The 20,669-nt window shown below is 64.7% G+C and carries 18 protein-coding genes; 4 read left to right on the top strand and 14 right to left on the bottom strand.

Going from position 1 to position 20,669, the window contains the following annotated elements; genetic code table 11:
• Positions 1–212: 212 nt before the first annotated feature.
• The 3 genes from E3O11_RS01535 to E3O11_RS01545 are packed head-to-tail and all read left to right on the top strand — an operon-like array spanning position 213 to position 3,018.
• Positions 213–1,172 (top strand): sugar ABC transporter substrate-binding protein, encoded by a 960-nt coding sequence (locus E3O11_RS01535; RefSeq protein ID WP_092450219.1) that lies wholly within the window; start codon positions 213–215, stop codon positions 1,170–1,172.
• Complete coding sequence (locus E3O11_RS01540) at positions 1,169–2,224, top strand: ABC transporter permease (protein ID WP_198415528.1); 1,056 nt, start codon at positions 1,169–1,171, stop codon at positions 2,222–2,224. The genes E3O11_RS01535 and E3O11_RS01540 overlap by 4 nt, the downstream gene beginning before the upstream one ends.
• Positions 2,221–3,018, top strand: coding sequence for an ATP-binding cassette domain-containing protein (locus E3O11_RS01545; RefSeq protein WP_092450217.1), 798 nt, complete (start codon positions 2,221–2,223; stop codon positions 3,016–3,018). The genes E3O11_RS01540 and E3O11_RS01545 overlap by 4 nt, the downstream gene beginning before the upstream one ends.
• Before the next feature lie 85 nt (positions 3,019–3,103).
• On the opposite strand, the gene E3O11_RS01550 is transcribed toward E3O11_RS01545, so the two are convergent.
• From E3O11_RS01550 to E3O11_RS01605, 12 genes are all read right to left on the bottom strand, one after another.
• On the bottom strand, positions 3,104–3,868 hold the full coding sequence (locus tag E3O11_RS01550) for a GntR family transcriptional regulator (RefSeq protein ID WP_092450215.1): 765 nt from the start codon (positions 3,866–3,868) through the stop codon (positions 3,104–3,106).
• Between the two features lie 70 nt (positions 3,869–3,938).
• Positions 3,939–5,039, bottom strand: coding sequence for a right-handed parallel beta-helix repeat-containing protein (locus E3O11_RS01555; protein ID WP_134495361.1), 1,101 nt, complete (start codon positions 5,037–5,039; stop codon positions 3,939–3,941).
• Positions 5,036–6,964 (bottom strand): right-handed parallel beta-helix repeat-containing protein, encoded by a 1,929-nt coding sequence (locus E3O11_RS01560; RefSeq protein ID WP_092450213.1) that lies wholly within the window; start codon positions 6,962–6,964, stop codon positions 5,036–5,038. Before E3O11_RS01560 ends, E3O11_RS01555 begins: the two co-directional genes overlap by 4 nt.
• The gene (locus E3O11_RS01565) at positions 6,964–8,244 is read right to left on the bottom strand and encodes a glycosyltransferase (RefSeq protein ID WP_092450211.1); all 1,281 of its coding nucleotides are present in this window, start codon (positions 8,242–8,244) and stop codon (positions 6,964–6,966) included. The genes E3O11_RS01560 and E3O11_RS01565 overlap by 1 nt, the downstream gene beginning before the upstream one ends.
• 251 nt (positions 8,245–8,495) lie before the next feature.
• A complete protein-coding gene (locus tag E3O11_RS01570; protein WP_166787453.1) occupies positions 8,496–9,356 on the bottom strand; it encodes a right-handed parallel beta-helix repeat-containing protein in 861 nt (286 codons plus the stop codon).
• 339 nt (positions 9,357–9,695) lie between these two features.
• Positions 9,696–10,832: a cysteine desulfurase family protein gene (locus tag E3O11_RS01575; RefSeq protein WP_092450207.1), complete on the bottom strand. Its 1,137-nt coding sequence runs from the start codon at positions 10,830–10,832 to the stop codon at positions 9,696–9,698.
• Positions 10,833–10,836: 4 nt separating this feature from the next.
• Positions 10,837–11,715 (bottom strand): carboxylating nicotinate-nucleotide diphosphorylase, encoded by an 879-nt coding sequence (nadC, locus tag E3O11_RS01580; RefSeq protein ID WP_092450205.1) that lies wholly within the window; start codon positions 11,713–11,715, stop codon positions 10,837–10,839.
• Complete coding sequence (gene nadB, locus E3O11_RS01585) at positions 11,709–13,379, bottom strand: L-aspartate oxidase (RefSeq protein ID WP_092450203.1); 1,671 nt, start codon at positions 13,377–13,379, stop codon at positions 11,709–11,711. The genes nadC and nadB overlap by 7 nt, the downstream gene beginning before the upstream one ends.
• 1 nt (position 13,380) lies before the next feature.
• Positions 13,381–14,724 carry a quinolinate synthase NadA gene (nadA, locus tag E3O11_RS01590; protein ID WP_092450201.1) on the bottom strand — a complete coding sequence of 448 codons (1,344 nt, stop codon included), beginning with the start codon at positions 14,722–14,724 and terminating at the stop codon, positions 13,381–13,383.
• Positions 14,725–14,764: 40 nt separating this feature from the next.
• Complete coding sequence (locus tag E3O11_RS01595; protein WP_233195049.1) at positions 14,765–15,424, bottom strand: NUDIX hydrolase; 660 nt, start codon at positions 15,422–15,424, stop codon at positions 14,765–14,767.
• 280 nt (positions 15,425–15,704) lie between these two features.
• On the bottom strand, positions 15,705–16,472 hold the full coding sequence (locus E3O11_RS01600; protein WP_092450199.1) for a polyprenol monophosphomannose synthase: 768 nt from the start codon (positions 16,470–16,472) through the stop codon (positions 15,705–15,707).
• A 4-nt stretch (positions 16,473–16,476) separates the two neighbouring features.
• Complete coding sequence (locus tag E3O11_RS01605) at positions 16,477–18,018, bottom strand: glycosyltransferase family 39 protein (RefSeq protein ID WP_139226646.1); 1,542 nt, start codon at positions 18,016–18,018, stop codon at positions 16,477–16,479.
• Positions 18,019–18,161: 143 nt separating this feature from the next.
• On the opposite strand from E3O11_RS01605, the gene E3O11_RS01610 reads away from it, so the two are divergent.
• A complete protein-coding gene (locus tag E3O11_RS01610) occupies positions 18,162–18,992 on the top strand; it encodes a carbon-nitrogen hydrolase family protein (RefSeq protein ID WP_092450195.1) in 831 nt (276 codons plus the stop codon).
• Between the two features lie 20 nt (positions 18,993–19,012).
• Here the strand turns inward: E3O11_RS01610 and E3O11_RS01615 are convergent, their stop codons facing one another.
• Both E3O11_RS01615 and E3O11_RS01620 read right to left on the bottom strand, forming a co-directional pair.
• Positions 19,013–19,405 (bottom strand): DUF7882 family protein, encoded by a 393-nt coding sequence (locus E3O11_RS01615; protein WP_444979574.1) that lies wholly within the window; start codon positions 19,403–19,405, stop codon positions 19,013–19,015.
• Positions 19,406–19,589: 184 nt separating this feature from the next.
• Positions 19,590–20,594, bottom strand: coding sequence for an alpha/beta fold hydrolase (locus E3O11_RS01620; RefSeq protein ID WP_104131902.1), 1,005 nt, complete (start codon positions 20,592–20,594; stop codon positions 19,590–19,592).
• Positions 20,595–20,669 lie beyond the last annotated feature (75 nt).

A 20,669-nucleotide genomic window follows, 5' to 3' on the forward strand; every position in this document is an offset into this window, starting at 1 on the left:
CTTGGTTCCGGGGGCTTTTTTGTACCTTCCGCCCGCTGGGCGCCTGACTTTTGCTGATCGAAGTCTCGACAGGCTCGATCCAGGTCTTGGCGAGATCACTTTTGGGCAAGATGAGAAGGTCGGGAGCGAATCGGGCGCGTGACTGCGATTTGGATCGCGTACGTCGATTTCACGCTGGACAGGCGACAATTGATGCAACGAAGGTTGCAGACATGAAGAAGAACAGAAACTGGCTCGCCGCGCTCATCGTCATTTCCCTGGCGCTGGCAGGATGCACGGCCAATTCGGCAGACACGACGACCGCCGCATCCGCTGAGATTGTCATCGCCGTCGTCACGCACGGAACACCGGGGGACACCTTCTGGGATGTCGTCAAGAGCGGCGCGGAGCAGGCCGGCACCGACCTGGGGGTTACCGTCACGTACCAGGGCGATGGCGACCCGGTGAAGCAGAGCCAGCTGATCGCTGCAGCCATCGCCACGAATCCGGATGGCCTCATCGTCTCGATGGCCAACCCCGACGGCGTTCGGAATGCGGTTGAAAAGGCGGTCGCCGCTGGAATCCCGGTGATCACCATCAACTCCGGCCTTGAGCAGTCCAAGGAATTCGGTGCCCAGACCCACATCGGTCAGAGTGAGTTTATCGCCGGCCAGGGCGCGGGCGAGCAGCTCGCCGAAGCTGGTGTCAGCAACGTCATCTGCGTCATTCACGAGGCCGGCAACACCGGGCTGGAAGAACGCTGCGATGGAGCAGCTGACACCCTCGGCGGCACGGTCACCAACGTTCAGGTTGACGTCGCGAACATCGCGGACGCTCAGAACACCATCAAGAGCAGCCTTCTGGCCGACTCGTCCATCGATGGCGTGCTCACCCTGAACCCGGGCATCGCCGTCGCGGCCAGCCAGGCCATCGAGGAAGCCGCCAGCACGGCGCAACTGGCGACCTTTGACGTGTCTTCCGACGTCACCCAGTTGATACTCGACGACAAGATCCTGTTCGCCGTCGACCAGCAGCCCTACTCCCAGGGCTACCTCCCGGTGACCTTCCTCACCCTGCAGGCTCGCAACGGCGATGTTGTCGGCGGCGGTCTGCCGGTCTACTCCGGCCCTGGCTTCGTCACGAAAGACAACGCCGATCAGGTCGCGAAGTTCGCGAAGAATGGAACGCGATGACCCGTACCGCACCCGCGGTGACTGATGAACGGATGATCGATGAAAGGCTCAAGCCAGCCGGTCTCATCATCACGCTGCTGCGCCGACCCGAGGTCGGCGCAGCAGTGGCCGCCCTCGCGATCTTTATCTTCTTCTCGGTCTCGACGCAGGCGTTTCTGACGCCTGCCGGCGTGGCCACCTGGCTCTACTCGGCATCGCTGTTCGGCATCATGGCCGTCGCGGTTGCCCTGCTCATGATCGGCGGAGAGTTCGACCTCTCCGCCGGTGCCATGGTCGGTACGACCGGACTGATCGTTGGAATCGTCACGACCGAGTGGGGCGTCACTATCTGGCTCGCCCTCGTGATTGCCCTGGCGATTGCCCTGGCCATCGGTGCGGCGAACGCCTTCGTGGTGATGAAGACCGGGCTGCCGAGCTTCATCGTCACCCTCGCCACCTTCTTCATTCTGCAGGGAGTGAACCTCGCGGTCACCAAGATCATCACCGGCACGGTGTCGATTCAGGGCATGAGCGACGTTCCCGGCTTCGATGCTGTCAAGGTGTTCTTCGGCTCCTCGTTCGCATTGTTCGGCATGGACGTGAAGATCTCCATCGTCTGGTGGATCGCGATAACCGCTCTCGCCACCTGGATTCTGCTGCGTACTCGCTCCGGAAACTGGATCTTCGCGGTCGGTGGCCAGATCGAAAGCTCACGCCAGGTGGGCGTGCCGGTCATGAAGGTCAAAATGGGCCTGTTCATGACCACCGCCGGTGCGGGCTGGCTCGTCGGAATGCTCCAGCTGTTCGACGTCTCGACGGTGCAGGCCACGACCGGAATCGGCCAGGAATTCATCTACATCATCTGCGCTGTGGTAGGCGGATGCCTGCTGACCGGCGGCTACGGATCGGCCATCGGTGCGGCCCTCGGCGCTCTCATCTACGGCATGACCCTGCAGGGCATCGTCTTCGCCCAGTGGGATAACAACTGGCTCAAGGCGTTCCTCGGTGGGATGCTGCTGCTGGCCGTGCTCGTCAACCTTTATGTACGCCGCCAGGCAGGAGTTCGCTCATGACGCCGGGAGACACATCCGCTGCCCCGCCCATTCTTGAGGTTCGGGATATCGGCAAGACATATGGTTCGATTCTGGCGCTGCGGGGAGTATCGGCCTCGGTCGGGGCAGGTGAGGTGCTCTGTGTGCTGGGGGACAACGGTGCCGGCAAGTCGACCTTCATCAAGATCCTCTCCGGGGCGCACGCGCACACCCACGGCAAGCTTCTCGCCTACGGTGTCGAGCGCACCTTCGGCAGCCCGCGCGAGGCGCTGGACCTGGGCATCGCCACGGTGTATCAGGACCTCGCCGTGGTTCCGCTGATGCCGGTGTGGCGCAACTTCTTTCTCGGCTCCGAATTGACGCGCGGGTTCGGCCCGTTCAGCCAGCTGGACGTCAAGGGGATGCGCCGGATCACCAAGGAAGAACTCGCCAAGATGGGCATCGACTTGCGCGATGTCGACCAGCCGATCGGCACCCTGTCGGGCGGTGAACGCCAGTCGGTGGCCATCGCCCGAGCCGTGTATTTCGGCGCGAAGGTTGTCATCCTCGACGAGCCGACCTCTGCTCTGGGAGTCAAGCAGGCCGGTGTCGTGCTGAAATACATCGCTCAGGCCCGCGATCGCGGCCTCGGCGTCGTCTTCATTACGCACAACCCGCACCACGCCTACCCGCTCGGCGACCGGTTTCTGCTGCTGAAGCGTGGAACCAGCCTCGGCGGTTTCAAGAAGAGCGAGATCACGATCGAAGAGATGACCAAGCTCATGGCCGGGGGAGCGGAACTTGACGCTCTCGCCCACGAACTCGCTCGCGCCTAACCCGCTGGATCCACAAAAAAGTCTGGCCGTCTGACCCTTTGGGGTTAGGTGACCAGACATTTTTTTGGTGCTTTTGGCAGGACTGCTACTTCTCGACCAGCGTTACTTCGAAGGAGTACAGGTCGGGGCGATAGCAGTGCTGGCCGAACTCGACCGCGCGTCCGGAGTTGTCGAAGGCCGTGCGGTCCATCGTGAGCAGCGCCGCATTCTTCTCGATCTCCAGCAGCACGGACTCCTCGTTGGTGGATTTGCGTGCTCCGATGTGCTGGCGGGCGACCCGCATCGTCACACCGCGCGAACGCAGCACCTGGTAGAGCCCGTGCGCGACGAGATCGTTGGGTTCGATTCCGATGAATTCCTCGGGGAGCCAGTTTTCCATCACGGCGACCGGCACGTCATCGGCCAGGCGCACGCGCCGAATGTACAGGGTGGGACTGCCCTCGGCCACGCCGAGTCGCTCAGCCGTTTTCGCATCCGCTACCCGGGTTTCGAGAGCGAGAAGGTGCGTCGAGGGAACCTTATGCGTGTTGGTGAGGTCGTCGTAGAGACTGGTCAGTTCGACCTTGCGCGTCACCTGGCCGTGCACGACCTGGGTTCCGATGCCGCGACGGCGCACCAGCAGGCCCTTGTCGACGATTTCTTGGATGGCGCGGCGCACTGTTGGGCGGCTAAGGCCCAGGCGCTGGCCGAGGGCGACCTCGTTCTCCAAGCGTGATCCGGCCGGCAGTTCACCACTGAGAATGGCCTTCTCGATGCGCTGCGAGACTTGAAAATACAGCGGAATCGGGCCGGACCGTTCCAGATCCATGAACATTCCCATGGGGAGCGTGTTTTCTTCCTTCGCGCTCATGTGACCCCTTCACTGACATGCCAAGAGCTTTGGCTGATTGTCATGACAATATCAGGTCATAGCGACGTTGTCAGGAGGCGCGGCAGGTCACATTCATGACGCCCTCCGCGGCGCCGGTGGCGGTGTTATTGCATTCGACAATATTGCTGAGCTCCGGCGTCATCGAATAGCCAAAGCCCGGACCGTTCACGGCGGCGGTGTTATTGCGGAAGATATTGTCTGTGCCCCACCCGTCGAGGATCTCGTGGGTCTGAAAACCGTCACGGAGCGAATTCGTGCCGGTGTTCGAGTCGATGACCCAGCCGTTTCCCTTGATATCCACCCAGGAGTCGGCCTCGCTCAGCGCCGACCCGTCGAAGGTATTGTGGCTGACAATTCCGTTGCTTGTGCCCTCCTTCACATCGACGGCTTCCGAGGTCGTCTGCGAGAACGAGTTGCCCGTCACCGTGTTGCGATCGCTCCGGTCTGGCTGGCATCCGCTGATATCGCACCAGTTGCTGTCGGCTGTGCCGATATAGACACCCTCGCCGAACTTCGGTTTGCGCAACCCGGTGTCGAAAACGATGTTGTCGGCGACGGTGTTGTCGGTGCTGAACCGGCGAAGGTGGATGGCTTCGTCGCCGATCGTAGAGACGGTCAATGCGCGAATGGTGGACCCGACAGTACCGTCTGCCATGACACCTTTTTGCCCGTTTGTGACAGAAAACCCCACCAGATTCCAATACTGGGCGCCGTCGAGATGCATCACGTAGCCGTTCATCGGGTCGCCGCCGTCGAGCACACTGTCGGTTCCGCCGCACAGAGTGATCGGCTCGTCGACGGTGCCTGACGTCGTCGCGACGAAGTTGCCCTGATAGTTTCCGTCCGCCAGCCCGATGACGTCCCCGGGTGCGGCGTCGATGAGTGCTGAGGACAGCTCGTCAGCCGATACTACGTCGATCGTCGCGCGCGGGCAACCTGCCCCTGGTTGGGGCCGCACAGAGTCCTGTTGCGCGGCTGTGGCGGAGGGCGAAGGCACGGGGGACGCGCCCGCAGTCGGCTCCGCAACGGTGGCTGCAGGGGCAGGCCGGGCTATTGAAACGGATGCCCAGACCAAGCCGACGGCCAGTGCGCCTCCCAGAAATGCAGCGCCTAAGGCGAACCAAGGTCGGTTGGCGAGCAGCTGTTTCACGTAGTAAGTTCCATTCCGTCTGGTTCGAACGCCCGTAGAACGCGTTCAGGCGGCTGCTCGGAGCGGTGTGCGCCGAACTTCGGGTCAGCGATCGCAGCTGGAGGCGTTCGCACTTGATTCAGGTCGGCGGCATCGACCACGCCCAAGGTTAGGGTACTCATCGGAGCCAGGTTGGCATAAGGATGCACAATTCCCGTGCGCTTGCGTCGCATTCCGGTGCCGGCGGTGATGAGCACCAGAAGTCCCAGGCTGAGCCACATGACGGTGAGCGGCTGAAAAATGCTCCGCAACAGGACATCCAGCGGTTTCGTGCTCCTCCAGTCGTCGAGATCGTTCTCGGCCCGAATCGTCCCCTCGGTGCGGGACACGTCGATGCCGCTCGGTCCCGTACCCGACACAGTGTTGTGGCTCACCGTCGATGGTGCCGCGATGCCCACAAGTGTGATCGCGTGGTTGTTGACCTCTTCGACGACGTTTCGGTCGATGAGACCCGAGGAATCCCGCAGATAGATGCCGATGCCGCCTCCGACCACGGTATTGCCCTGCACCGTGGCATTTTGCACCAGATCGCGCAGTGCTATTCCCTGGAGGTCGGAGCGTTCCACGAGGTTATTCTTGACGATCACGCTATCTGTCCCGCCGCGGATCACAATGCCCATCGTGTGGTTCTTGACGGTATTGCCAGAAAGAGTGATGTTAATGCCGCCGACAACGTCGATGCCATACCGACCATTCGCGGTAATTATCGAATTATTGATTGTGTTGTTTCCAAACGTGCCAGTGGGGTTGCCAGTGGCGTTCGGCCCCTCTGCGAGGGGACGGCCGTCGATGGAGACGCCATTGCGGCCATTTCCCGATGACGTCAATCCGTCAAAGATGACCCCGGTGGTCGCTCGGGAGAGAGCAAATCCGTCAAGCGCATTGTTCGTCGATGCGGAGCTCGAGACTCGGCTGTTTGTCACGTGGCGATGAAACACCAACCCATTGACTATGTTGTCGCTGAACTCGGAGTCGTGGACATCGACACCTTCGGCACTCGTGACAAACAGCCCAAAGGCGTTGTGGTCGAAATGAGACGACGTGATCGACGCCGACACATAGCTGTAACCCCTCAGGTCCGGCTCGAGGTCCAGCGTTTGCGCCTCATCCGGTCCAGCCGGAATGAGCTCCTGCCCGTACACGATCGGGTTACCATCGTCCGATAGAGCAAGGTCGCCTTTGCTCTCCGTCGTGGTGGCTGGAAGCTCGGTTCCGGTCAGGGATACGCCGCCGGTCATGCCGGACCAAAAACCGAGATGATGAAAATTCGCGTTCGAAAAGCTTGCATGGCCGCCGATGACACGAATGTAAGCTCGTCCATCCGACGTGTCCGTGTCTACCGTTCCGGTGTCTGGATCCCAGCTTGAGACATCCAGCGGTTCCTCGGCTGACCCTCCCAGGGTGAGGGAGCCACCCATTGTGACAATGGACACGAAGAGATCAGAGCTGCTGACCAGACGCAGTGCCAGCCCATCGCTGCTGTGAAAGTTGAGGGTTGCGCCCTCCTCGACGACGATGTTCTCTGAGAGCAGGTAGGAACCGTCGGGCTGACGCACCAACCCTCGTGGGGAAAGTTTGAGGAGATCGTCAAACGAGTAGTCGGCCTCACGGCTGGTCAACACCAGTGTGTATGAACTGCCGGTAGCCAGTCGATACGGCTTGAATTGATTGACGCCGGTCCATTCGGCTGCGTTGCTAATTGCCCGAACGTCAATGAGCCGTCGGTCCTCGGCGGCAACGAGCAGGGCTTCGGCGGTCGGATCGCCTGGATAGGGCGCGGCGGTGGCGGTTGTCTGGTCGTCTGCGGCGGCCGGAAGCACCGGAAACACAGGTAGGGCGACGAAGGCCCCGAGTGCTATCGCCAGCACCGCGGGAAGCAACCGCATTAGTGCACCGGTTCCGCGATAAGCGTGCGGGCCGTTTGCCCGTCGCCTCCGACGCTATCGGCGTGGCGCGTCAACCAGCCCTGTTTGTTCATGGTCACGAAGGCAAAAACCTTGATGGGGAGCGCGATGAAGATTACGGTCAGAGCTACGATCGGTAGAAGAAAAATTTCAACGGGGTGTCGCCGCAGGTGCGAGAAACCGCGGATTCCGCGCCCCAGAAGTAGCCAACCGACCGTGGCCACGATGCCCAGCGTGCTCAATTCCAGTCGGCTGAACAGCAGATATCCGATGGTCAGTCCCATCGTGACCGGCGTGAGGAGAATCTGCAGCACAGTAATTTTTGTGACGAAGGGAACGCGCCAGAGCCACCCCTTCGCAATTGCGGTGAGATAGCAGCGGTAGGAGTTGCGGCTCCAGCGCACACGTTGCTTGACGAACGCAGCAAAGCTGGACGGGAACATTGAGAGCGCACGGGCGGAGGATTGGTGCACGGTTTTATAACCGGATGCCAGAACCAGCCACGTGAGACGGCCGTCATCTCCCGAGATGCAGCGTCGACCCAGAAAGAATTCATTCTCAAGATTGTCGAGGACGGGCAGTACCGCGTCACGACGATAGACCGCGGTACGGCCAGAAACGCAGGGCACGGCACCAGCGCGCCCCATAGCCGGAACGTAGTCGTAGTAGCGCAGATTGACGAGCCAATCAGCGATCCGGCGCCACAAACTGGTCTCGCGCTGGTAGACGTTCTGTTGGGTACTCACGCCGCCCACCAGCGGATCAATGAATGGTTTCTGAGCGGCCTCCAGAAAGCCATCGGTCCAGGACGTGTCTGAATCAGTTAGAAAGAGCAGTTCTGAGTCGGCCAAACGAATGCCGGCACCGAGTGCTGATCTTTTACCAGCATGGTGAAACAGAATCGGTCGAATCAGCGGGTCGCTCAAAGCCTCGATGCGCTCGTAGGCCTCGATGTCGGCGACATCGAGCACGATGATGATCTCGGTCGGGTCTTGCGCGCGCCAGGACGCCAAACAACGCAGGAGAATTTCCGGATCCTCATGGAACGACGGCACGACGACAGAGCACGTCGTACGAAAAGTACTCTCGATTGCGTGGGCCCGGCGGGACAAAACCACACGATAGAGCCAGAGAGCCCAGACGATTGATCCGGCGATGGCGATGGGAAAGTACGGGGCGAGACTGGCAAGGGTGTCGGTAACGACGTGCCAACCATATTGCAGGAGTGCGGGTTCCGAAGCGAAAAAAGCGGATGGGGGCATGGTGACGGGTGTCCTTGCCTAAGCATTGCCGGGTAAGCAAGCCAAAGACAGTCCCGGGACGGGGCCCGATCGACGGAGATCGAGATCGCGGTTGACCCGACACACAGCGGCCATAACCTGACGATCTCTCGGCTATTGATTTGACCCTAGGGGAGGTGAAATGCCGGAGGCCACCCCCAGACTGGGGGGGGGAGTGCGCTGTACTCGATCGAGGGGTTGGCGTTGGTGGGCGGCCGACGGGAAGCAGCGCTCTAGCTGCAAGCGATGTTGGTGAGTCCCTTCGTGGCCGTCGAAGAATCGCATTTCACGGTGTTTCCGGCAGTCTTCGACACAATGTTAACTTCGTAGCCGGGTACGCCCCCCGTTACGGTGTTCCAGCTGAATGCATTCTGCCCGCCCCAGCCGGTAAGCACTGAATGAACCTGAAAAGCATCCAGCAGGGTCGAATCCCCTGTATTGCCGGAGATGGTGTAGCCATTGCCCTTGATGTCCACCCAGGAGTCGGCAGAGTTTTCTCCCGACCATCCGGCGCGGTGGAAGGAATTTTGAATTATGCGACCGCCCGTGGTGCCTTCCTTGATGTCGATACCTTCGGCCGTGGTGTTGGTAATGGTGTTTCTCTCAACGATGACGTTGTCCGAGCGGTCTGGCGTCGTTGATGATCCCATGACGGAGCCCCAATTGCTCTTGGCGCTGCCGACGTAGATGCCTTCCCCGTACGCCGGAGTCTTGAGCCCGGTGTCGTGAATGAGGCTGTTGCGAATGGTGACATTGCTGCTGCTCGTTCGCACATGCACGGCTTCCTGGCCGATCGATCCCACGTTCACACCGTCGATGACGCTGAAGTCGGAATTGTCCAAAACAATTCCCTTGGCTGCCTGTGTAACGCTGAATCCGGACAGGTTCCAGTACGGTGCGGTCAGGTGCAAGGCGTAGCCGGATTGTGTTGCAGAGCCCGTGGTGAGCACGGCGCGTCGGGAACCCGTCACGGTGATCGGTGCACCAGCTGTGCCGGATTGCGCGCCTGTAAACTTACCGAGGTACTTGCCGTCGGCCAGTGTGATGACGGTACCGGGTGTGGCGCTGGCAAGCGCGGACGTGAGCTGGGCCACGGTTGATACTGTGACGGCCGTGGCCGCTGAGGCCGAAAGAGGCGTGGCAACGGCGCATATGACGAGTACAGCAGACGCGAGTATGGGCAGAGTGCGTGCGGGCAGAGCGCGTTCGGGGGTAACTGTGCTGGCAAAACGGGGTGAACGTGACACGGTGGAGGTGCTCCTTGCTGAAATGGCCGAGTTGGCTATCCACGGTGACAATGATGGGCCGAGTTGAACGGGCATATCGTGTCATTCCCCATTGTGGGGGTGTTGGCTAGTGGTCCCCAGCATCGGTGAAGCGCAGACCAATGTCAAGCTTTTCTCATGTATCCCAGCCGGAGCACAGGGTTCGCGTCAGGTACCGAGACTGGCGACCGCAGCTACCGCTGCACGAACGGATGCCGCCGCCTCGGCCGCCTCCGCCGCCGACGTGCCAGCACCCAGCGTGAACCGAACAGCGGTCAACGCCACGTCGGCCGATAGGCCCATGGCAGTGAGCACATGCGAAGGCTCGCTGCTGCCGGCCGCGCAGGCGGACCCGCTCGAACAGACGATGCCGCGCGCTTCGAGCTCGAGCAACACAGCCTCGCCGCTGGTGCCCGGAAATACGAACGATGCGGTGCCCGGCAGGCGGTCGGTCGGGTGCCCGGTGAGCCGGGCCGACGGCGTCTCGCGCAGCACCGTGCCGATGAACTCGTCGCGGAGGGCGCTGGTGCGCTGGGCAGTGAGAGCCCGTTCCTCGCCGGCCAGGCGCAGCGCCACGGCCAGGGCCACCGCACCGGCGACGTTCTCGGTGCCGCTGCGCTTGCCGCGCTCCTGGCCACCGCCGTGCAGCAGCGGCTCGATCACGAGGCGGCCGCGCAGAAAGACGGCGCCGATGCCGGGGGGAGCACCGAGCTTGTGGCCGGAGAGGCTCAGTGCGTCCACGCCGAGGGCTTTTACGTTGAGGTCGAGCCAGCCACCGGCCTGCACCGCGTCGGTGTGAAAGGGCACACCCTGCGCGACAGCGGCCAGTTCAGCCAGGGGCTGCACGGTGCCGACCTCGTTGTTGGCGTAGTGCACCGACACGAGGGTGGTGTCGGGGCGGAGCGCGCGGGCCAGGCCGGCGGGGTCGACGCGGCCCGCAGCATCCACTGGCAGCAGGGTGATCTCAAAACCGTGCAGCCGGCGCAGGTAATCGCAGGAGTCGAGCACGGCCTCGTGTTCGATCGGAGTCGTGACGATGTGGCGGCCGCGCGGGGCGCCGAGTGCGATCCCCTTGACGGCGAGGTTGTCGCTTTCGGTGCCGCCGCTCGTGAACGTCACCTCGCCGGGGCGGCAGTCGAGCGACCGGGCGACGCTGCGCCGCGCCTCCCGCAGCGCGGCGGCGGCCGCCTCACCGACCTGGTGGTGGCTCGACGGGTTACCGAAGCCGCTCGTGAGGTGCGGCCACATGGCCTCGAGGGCCTCGCGGCGTACCGGGGTCGTTGCGGCGTTGTCCAGGTAGATCATGGGGTCAGAGTGCGAATCCGGCCGGCGCGCTCACCCGAATGGCCACGTCGAGCCCGAGGTCGAGCGAGTGCACGCTGTGGGTGAGCGCACCGACCGAGATGACGTCGACACCGGATGCCGCGATGGCACGTACCGTGTCGAGCGAGACTCCGCCGCTGGCCTCGACGATGGCCCGACCGGCGATCTGCTGAACGCCTTTCAGCAGGTCCTCCGAAGAGAAATTGTCGAGCATAATCGTGTCGATGCCGGCCGCGAGCACGTCGTCGATCTGGTCGAGCCGGTCGACCTCCACCTCGAAGTGGGTGGTGTGCGAAAGCTTCGCCCGCACTTCAAGCAGGGCCTCGGTCAGGCCGAGCGGGCCGGCCGCGAGGATGGCGAGGTGGTTGTCCTTGGCCATCACCGTGTCGGAGAGGCTGAACCGGTGGTTGTGGCCGCCGCCATCGCGCACGGCCTGGCGCTCCAGGGCGCGCAGCCCGGGCGTGGTCTTGCGGGTGTCGACGATGCGGGCCGTGGTGCCGGCCGTCTCGGCGACGTACCGGGCGGTCAGGGTGGCGATTCCGCTCATCCGCTGCACGAAGTTCAGCCCGATGCGCTCCGCCTGCAGGATGCCGCGGGCGGGGCCGGTCACCTCGGCCAGCGTGGCGCCGGTGTCGAACGAATCGCCGTCTTGGACGAACGGACGCACCTCAATGCGCGGGTCGGTCAGGTGAAAGGCCGCCGCGAAGACGGCGGTGCCGCTGAATACGCCCGGTTCGCGCGCCTCGAGCCGGGCGGTCGCGACGGCGTCTTCAGGAATGAGCACGGCCGAAGTGAGATCGCCCCAGGGCGCGTCCTCGTCGAGGGCGGCCTGCACGACAATGTCGATGGAGTGATTGCTCAGCATGCGATAGCCTCCTTGGCCGGAATGAGTGAGCGGGATTGCGAGTAAGACCTGGCGAGTTCGGGCCGGGTGTCGGTGAAGTCGGAGCGGTAGTGCGCGCCGCGCGACTCCTCGCGGGCCCGGGCTGCGCTCACGAGTAGGCGGGCCAGGTCGAGCAGGTTGCGGTCCTCGAGGGCGGCGACGTCGGGGCTGGTCGCTGGCGGCGAGACCCACTGGGTGAGGCTGTGAGCGGCGTGCCTGAGGCCGACGCCGGAGCGGTGTACTCCGGCAGAGTCCCAAAGGAGCTGCTGCAACGTTTGGCGGTTGACCAGCGTGCCGAGACCGGCCGGCGGTGTTCTCGTGGCGGTCTCGGCAGGCTCGACCAGCGAGGGGGAACTACCCGCAGGTTGGCTCGCGTTGGCCGGGTCGAACAGCGGGTGGGGGAGGTATTCAGAGCGGGTCGCGTTGGCGAAGCTGGGGGAGAGAACTGCGAATGGGGACAGCGTCGTGCTCGCCCGCCAGGGCTCGCCGAGCGCGCGAACGGCTCGGTCCGCGAACACGGCCGCCTCGAGCAGGGAGTTGGAAGCGAGCCGGTTGGCGCCGTGCGCCCCGGTGCGGGCGACCTCGCCGACGGCGAAGAGGCCGGGCAGGCTGGTGCGACCCCAGGCATCCGTTTCCACGCCGCCCATCCAGTAGTGCGCGGCCGGGGCCACCGGAATCGGATCGACCGCCCAGTCCAAACCGGCAGCCCGGCAGGCCGCTGTGATCGTGGGAAACCGGGTTTCGAGCAGCTCGCGGCCCAGTGCGGTTGCGTCGAGCAGCACCGGCGTGCCGCCCTGCTGCTCCATCTGGCTGGCGATCGCCCGGGCGACAACGTCGCGCGGCGCGAGCTCGGCGTCGGCGTGCTCGGCGAGCATAAAGCGATCGCCGAGTTGATCGCGCAGCACGGCGCCTTCACCGCGCACCGCCTCCGACACGAGCGGTGTGCCGGGCACGGCGAGTGCGGTCGGGTGAAACTGGTAAAACTCCAGATCGGTAACGGATGCTCCCGCTCGCCACGCCGCCGCCACCCCGTCCCCGGTCGCGACCGAGGGATTGGTGGTATGCGTGAACAGCGCGCCGGCCCCGCCGGTGGCCAGGATCACGGCGTCAGCGGCCAGCGAAAGCTGCACGCCGTCCGGGCCGAGCACGCGGGCGCCCGTCACCCGGTCATCGTCCACGATCAGGTCGACCAGCATGGTGTGCTCCCGCACCTCGATCGTGGCGCGGCGTTGCACGGTCGCCACGAGCGCTGCCTCGACCGCGGCGCCGGTGGCGTCACCGCCGGCGTGCACGACGCGGGAGCGGGAGTGGGCGGCTTCGAGGCCGCGGGCCACGCCGGATTCATCCCGGTCGAAGTCCACGCCGAATCGAATCAGGTCGCGCACCCGCGCCGGACCCTCCTCACAGAGCACGCGCACGGCCGCCGGGTCGCACAGACCGGCGCCGGCGCGCAGCGTGTCGACCACGTGGGTGTCCACCGAGTCGTCGCGAAACAGGGCGGCGGCGATTCCGCCCTGGGCATAGCGGGTATTACTTTCGGGCAGTACCGACTTGGTGACCAGCACCACCTGGTGGCCGGCATCCGCTGCCCGCACTGCGGCCAGCAGGCCGCCGAGGCCGCTGCCGATCACGAGGATCGCGGCCATGTCAGGCGCCGACCAGGTGCGAGTCCGACAAAGCAGTGGGCGCAATGGATGCCGGCGGTCGGGCCGCCAGCATCCGCTCAAGGGCGACGCGCGCGTGTACAGCGACATCGGCCGACACCGTGATCTGGTTGAGGACCTGGCTCGGCGCCTCACCGCCCCCGACGAGCGCCTCGAGCACCCAGGCCAGGTAGCCGGCGTGGATGCGGTACATGGTCGAGCAGGGGCAGATCACCGGGTCGAGGCAGAATATCTTGTGCTCGGGGTGCTGGGCGGCGAGCCGGTTCACGAGGTTGATCTCGGTGCCGATGGCGAAGGTTGTACCGGCCGGAGCTGCGGCGATGGCCTTGGCTATAAAATCGGTGGATCCGGCCGAGTCGGCGGCGTCGACGACCGCCATCGGGCATTCCGGGTGCACCAAAACCCGCACGCCGGGGTGCTCGGCGCGAGCGGCGTCGATCTGCGGCACGGTGAAGCGGCGGTGCACGCTGCAGAAACCGTGCCAGAGCACGACGCGGGCGGTGTCGAGTTGCTCGGCCGTGTTGCCGCCGAGCGGCTTGGTCGGGTTCCACATCGGCATTTGGTCGAGCGGCACCCCCATCGCCTTGGCGGTGTTGCGGCCGAGGTGCTGGTCGGGGAAGAACAATACGCGCTGGCCGCGTTCGAAGGCCCACTCGAGCACGGCCTTGGCGTTTGAGGAGGTGCAGACGATGCCGCCGTGCTCGCCGCAGAAGCCCTTGAGCGCGGCGGAGGAATTCATGTAGGTGACCGGAATTACCGGAACCCGGCCGGAGGCATCCGCTTCGGTGCCGTAGAGGTCTTCGAGCTGTTCCCAACACTCGGTGACCGAGTCGATGTCGGCCATGTCGGCCATCGAGCAGCCGGCGGCGAGGTTCGGCAGAATGACGGCCTGATCGGGCCCGGAGAGCAGGTCGGCGGTTTCGGCCATGAAGTGCACGCCGAGAAACACGATCGCGGCGGCGTCGGGGCGGCTTTGGGTGGCCTGGGCGAGCTGAAAGCTGTCGCCGACGAAATCGGCGTGCCGCAGCACCTCATCGCGCTGGTAGAAGTGTCCGAGAATGACGACCGAGTCGCCGAGCACGTTCTTGGCCTCGACGATGCGGGCGCTGAGTTCCTCCGGCGAGGCAGTGCGGTAACGCTCGGGCAGTGCGCCCTGGCGGGGAGAGCCGGCCGGAATAACGTCACCCATCGACGATCCGGGGCCGTAGCCCGGGGCTCGGGTGTCGAATTCCCACGGATCTGTTGCCAGGTCGGGGCTGCACGTGCTGCCGGCGGCTTTGCCGGTGCCGATGAGACGAATGGTGGTCTCGACCGAGGGAATAGTCATGGTCGTGCTCCTAGGAAAGTGATGGGAAGTGAGAAGGAGGTTAGAGCGTCGGCCCCGGCGGGTCGTGCTCGCTGGCGCGACCGTCATAGCGGTAGAGCCGCGCCGGTCGATGGCGGGCACCGGCCACGTGCTGATCGGTGCTGATCAGGGTGCCGCTCGACTCCATCGATCGCCGAAAATTGGCCGGGTCGAGTGCTTTCTGCAGCACGGCCTCGTGTACCTCGCGCAACTGGGCGAGGGTGAACGTGTCACCGAGAAAGGCGTGGGCGATGCGGGCGTATTCGACCTTGGTGCGCAGCCGCCAGAGCGCGTATTCCACGATGCGGTTGTGGTCAAACGCCAGCGGCGGCAGTTGGTCGGCCGCAAACCAGCGCACGTTTTCACCAACGGATGCCCGTTCCGCGACCTCAGAGCGCACCAGCGCCCAGTACACGACGGAGACCACGCGCAGCCCGGGGGAGCGGTCGATATCGCCGAAGGTATAAAGCTGCTCGAGGTAGCGCGGCGACAGCTCAGTGGTCTCGCGCAGGGTGCGGGCTGCGGCTGCGGCAAGTTCTTCGTCGGCCGGCAGCCATCCGCCCGGCAGCGCCCAGAGGTCTCGGTGAGGGTCGCGGGTGCGCCGAACGAGGGGCAGCCACAGGGTCTTGAGCCCGGACTCGTCGTCGGGGCGCAGGGCGAAGATCACGGTCGACACGGCCAGGCTTGAACCCGCAGCGACTGACCCCGCAGCGCTCGCCCGGGCGTCTCCGACGGCGAGCGGGCTCTGCTGCGCGATCGGGGGTGTCTGTACGGAATGTTCCAGCACGGGGATCCAGTCGTAAAGGTCTAGTTGACTCTAACTGCTGGATCCATCATATAGTCAAACTGACTCAAACACCCGAATGTGACGAAAACCCGTCGTTGTCCGGCTGGCGCAACTCATCCACGGCGGTCGTCCGTTGTTGTTGCGCACACAGGTCCGCAACGAAATTCGTTGGGAGTCAGGCTCCGCGGGCTGCGGCAGCTGCGCGCGCGCCGGCCCGGCTGATGCCCATGCCTGTCACACCCCAGAGCGTCACCCGAGCCATCGCCTCGATCGCGATGCGCGGGTTCATCTTCGACGACCCGCGCACCCGCTCGATGAAGGTGATTGGCACCTCGACGACGCGCAGGTCGGCGCGCACGGCGTGCAGCAGCATCTCGATCTGAAAGCAGTAGCCGAGGCTGTCGACGCTGGAGAGGTCCATGCGTGACAGGGCGCGGGCCGAATACACCCGGTAACCGCCGGTGGCGTCGTGTTGGGGCAGTCGCAGCAGTATCCGGGAGTAGAAGGACCCGCCGCGGGAGAGAGCGCGTCGATGCCAGGGCCAATTCTCGATGGCCCCACCCGGTACCCAGCGCGATCCCAGCACCACGTCGGCCGTTTCGGCCGCGGTCAGCAGACTGGCGAGTTGCTCCGGCCGGTGGGATCCATCGGCGTCGAGTTGCACAAGCTGGGTATAGCCGTGGCTGAGAGCCCAGCCGAAACCCTCGAGGTAGGCGGCGCCGAGGCCGGTCTTGTCGGTGCGATGCAGAACGTGTACGGCCGAATCCGAGACGGCAAGCTGATCGGCGAGGCTGCCGGTGCCGTCGGGGGAGGCGTCATCGACTACCAAAATGTGCGCCGCGGGGACGCTCGAGCGAACGCGTTCAACAATGCTGGCCACGTTCTCGGCCTCGTTGTAGGTGGGAATGATGACCAGCGTGGTGGTTGCTGAGTTCAGGGGCACTGGCTTACCTCGTCATTTCAATAATGATGGTGCGGTTGACCAGCGTCGTCTCGGCGACGCGGAATCCTTGCAGTTGCAGCGTGCGGACATCCGTTTCATGTCGCCAGTCCGCACTCCCCGAGTATTGCAGCAGCCAGACCGTGTTGAGGTTCGCTACGGCCGGAAGCGCGTCGGGCAGTGGGGCTACTTCGTCCCAGAGCCAGGCCGTGTCGCTGTAGGCACGGGTCAATGTCACGTCGTGCAGGCCGGCGAACGCCTCGGGGTAGAGGTGCATGGCCAGCCGCGGAATGCGCGACGGGCGCACGCTCTGGTCGAAGACGACGCCGTCGCCGGGCAGCGCCTCGGCGGCCAGCACGGCCGCCGCCTGACGCCAGTCGCTGCCCTCGTTCTTGCCGAATTCACCGCGTTGCACGGTGTAGGCGGGCACGATGGTGGCCACGAGCAGGGCAACGCTTGCGGCGCGCAGCCAATTATTGGCCAGAGCGGCCAGCCCCACGGCGATCACGATGGCCACCGCCGGGGCGCAGATCGACAGGTAGCGCGTCGAGTACATGGGGGTGACTAACTCGTTGCCGATCAAGAGGATGCCGCTCGGCAGCAGCATCCAGGCCAGGAAAATGCTCAGCGCACCGCGGCTGGGCAGACCAGCCTGATATTGCGTGCCGCGGAGCCGAAAAAATACGGCCATTACGGCCACGATAATGAGCGCCCAGGCCATGATCGCGACCGGAACGGTGTCGAACCACTGCATGACCGCGGCTTCAGAGACGGTGACCCTTGGGCGGCGGCCGATGAACGCGATCTGCTCCCGCTGGGCTGAGCCCGCGAGCAGAATGGGCAGGGCCAGCAGCAGCCCGAGCAGGCTTGCCCCCAGCCAGAGTGCCAGGCTCCACCAGAGTCGGGCAGTGGGTCGGCGAAGCGGATGCCGGCGGGCCAGCGCCACGACCGCCACGGCATGTACCGGAAGCAGCAGGGCCAGGTAAAGGAAGACGTATATTCCCAATGCGAGCAGCAGGGAGTAGCCACCCCACAGGGCGATCTGCCGTCGGCGACTCGCGGTGCGGCTGCGCACCGCGAGCACCAGCAGCACGGTCAGCCACACGGCGATCGCCGTCGCGATCGCCGTCGATCGCGCCTCAGACCCCATGTAGGTCACTCGGGGCAGCACAGCGAAGATCAGGCCGGCGCCGATCGCGGCCGGGCGGGAGATGAATTTTTCGGCCAGAACGACGGTGCCGGCGGCGGCAGCGCCGATCGCGATCGCGCTCGGCAGCCGGGTGGAGAACTCGGAGGCGCCGAACAGGTCAATCCAGCCGTGCAGAAACAGGTAGTAGGCGCCGTGCACCGCATCGATGTTGCCGAGCATTAGGAACAGTGAGGGCAGTGAGCGCTCGGCGGACATCACACTGGCCGCTTCATCGCCCCAGTACGACGGCTGCCAGGACCAGGCGACCGACACGATGAAGGCGACGAGACCCACGAGAAAGGCTGACCATCCGGTTGACCGGAGGGTGAAATCGGGTCGGGCCAGCGCGCGAGAAGCCAAGGGATGAGGCGCGATAGCGGAGGTCACCCGGTCAACCTACCCAGCCATTGTTAACGGTAGCCATCGAAACGCCCCGAATTTGCTGCAAAGACCAATCCGTTTGCCCCACGGTGTCGGCATCGGCTGCCAGCTAGGCTTTCGCCATGAGCCCAACAGCGCAGCCAGACCAGCCAGCCGCGGTGGGCGTTGCCGTCGCCCAGTTCGCGCCGGGGACCGATAAAGCGCAGAACCGGGCCGTGATTCGCCAGCTGGCCACGACCGCAGCCCGGCGTGGTGCCCACCTGGTCGTGTTCCCGGAGTACTCGGCCTTCTTCGAGCCCAAACTCGGGCCGGCCTTCGTGGCCGCCGCGGAGCCGCTCGATGGCCCGTTCAAGACGGCGCTCGCCGCGCTCGCAGCCGAGCTGGGCATCCACATTGTGGCCGGCATGCTCGAGACAACGCAGGACCCGGCCCGGTTTTCGAACACCCTCGTCGCCGTCGATCCGACCGGATGCCTCGTCGCGAGCTATCGCAAACTGCACCTCTACGACGCCTTCGGCGATCGCGAATCCGACTGGGTGTTGCCGGGGGACATCGACGATCCCGAGATCTTCGAGGTCGGTGGACTGCGGGTGGGCCTGCAGACCTGTTACGACGTTCGCTTTCCCGAAGTAACCCGTCGCCTCGTCGATGCCGGAGCGACCCTGGTGCTGGTGCCGGCCGAGTGGGTGCGCGGTCCCCTCAAGGAGCACCATTGGCGCACGCTGCTGACGGCCCGGGCGCTCGAGAACACCGTGTTCGTGGCCGCCGCCGATCACACGCCGCCGATCGGCGTGGGTACGAGCATGATCATCGACCCGATGGGCGTCGCGTTGGTGAGTCTTGGTGAGGCAGCGGATGTCGCGATCGCCTTTCTGGAACCGGCCCGCGTTGCAACGGTGCGCGCGATCAACCCGGCCCTGGCGCTGCGCCGGTTCGCCGTCGTGCCGCGCTGATTCTGACGGCGCTGACCCGGCTAGCGTTCGCTGACGCTCGCCTTGGTCGCGCGGGTCTGGGCGGCCGCCCGAATGCCGATGGCCGGTTCAATTTTGGGTGTGTGGGTGGCGTCGACGGCCGCACTCTCTTCGGCGGTCACGACGAGCCCCTGGGAACTGTTCGCCGAACGGCTGAGTTGAGCGACCCAGTTCGGATTGATGGTCGGGGCGTGGTCACCGGCGAACTTGAAATAGAGCGGAATTGCCGGGTTCAGCCAGGCCGAACTCCGCCCGTCGCCGATCACGGTGGTATCGCGCCAGGAGAGCAGAAAACTCTCACCGTGGCGCAGTTTCTGAACGATCACGAGTTGCAGATGTGCCAACATTCGGTCTTCGAATTCTACGACGACTCGATCATATGTAAGCGAGCCCATGAGTGCTACTTTCGGTCGGTCGGTCGGTCGTGCTGCCCTCAGCGAGAAGCGAAGGGTGTTGAAACACTGGAGCCGGAACGATTGAAAGCGAAGCCTGCACTTTTACGTGGAACCGGATAATGCTCCTCACTGTCCTCCGTTGGGGGGACAAATACAAGCAGTTCAGCAAGTGCCCAGCGCATTGTCACGTTGTGGCGGGGTCGACCGGCAGCGGAGCGGCGAATTCGAGCCGGAGCAGCACTTCGAGCGGGCGTTCGATCTGACCGAAATGCCCGGCTCCCGCAATCGTGCTGATCACACATTGGGGCACAACCTCGCGCAGCTTCGCGTCGTCGGCCGCCGTGACAAATACGTCGTCGTCACCGTGCACGGCGCGCACCGGGCACACGATCTGAGCCCACCGCCGGGTTGCGTCGTAGGCGCCGGCGCGGACAGCGGCCAGCACGAACCCGGCTGGACGCAGTTCGGTTCCGATCGCGGCGACCACGGCTCCGTCGATGATTCCGGGGCGGCGAAACAGCGGCGCAACGAGGCCGCGCAGTAGATTCAGTCGGGCGAGGGCCGTGATCAGGCTACGGCTGGCGCTGCCGCCCAGCCGCAGGATCCGCATCGTCAGCAGCAGCGTGGTGAACGCCGGCAACACGAAGAAGTGGCGAATCGGGTGGCGCACGCTGTCCTGGATTGAAAACGACGTGGCCGAGACCAGACCGACGGATGCTGTCGCCCGCGTCTCGCTCGCCGCCAGCTGCAACGCGATGAACCCTCCCATGGAATGACCCACGACGTTCCACCGCTCATAGCCGAGGGCGCGCGCCACCTCGGCGACTGTCTCGGCCATCGACTCGACGGTCAGGCTTGCTTCATCCGCGGGAAGCGGCGAGTCGCCCCATCCTGGCAGGTCGGGAATGATCAGATCGGGTAGATCACGTTCGGTGGCGTGGGCCGCCTGCAGCAGGGGCGTCCAGGTCGTCCAGGATCCGGCAGCACCGTGCAGCAGAATGGTCGCGGTCTGGCTGGTCGTGCGGCGCCCATGCCGCACGACGACGGTGCCGCCGCGCAGCCGCATCGAACTGGTCGTCAGCCCAAAATGACGCGCATCCGGGTCGAGCGCGAACGGGCTGTAGCCCAGCACGGTCGCCGGGGGTGCCGGTCGGGGCTGGGCGGCCGGCTCGGGGATCGGTGCCGGCACGGGTTGCGCCGGGCGCGGACCGGGCTTCGGCCGCGGCCCCGGAGTATCAAGGGCGGTCGCGACGGAGAGGCTTCT

Origin of the sequence: Cryobacterium levicorallinum, assembly GCF_004402405.1 — a bacterium.
In the GTDB taxonomy this organism is placed as follows: Bacteria; Actinomycetota; Actinomycetes; order Actinomycetales; family Microbacteriaceae; genus Cryobacterium; species Cryobacterium levicorallinum.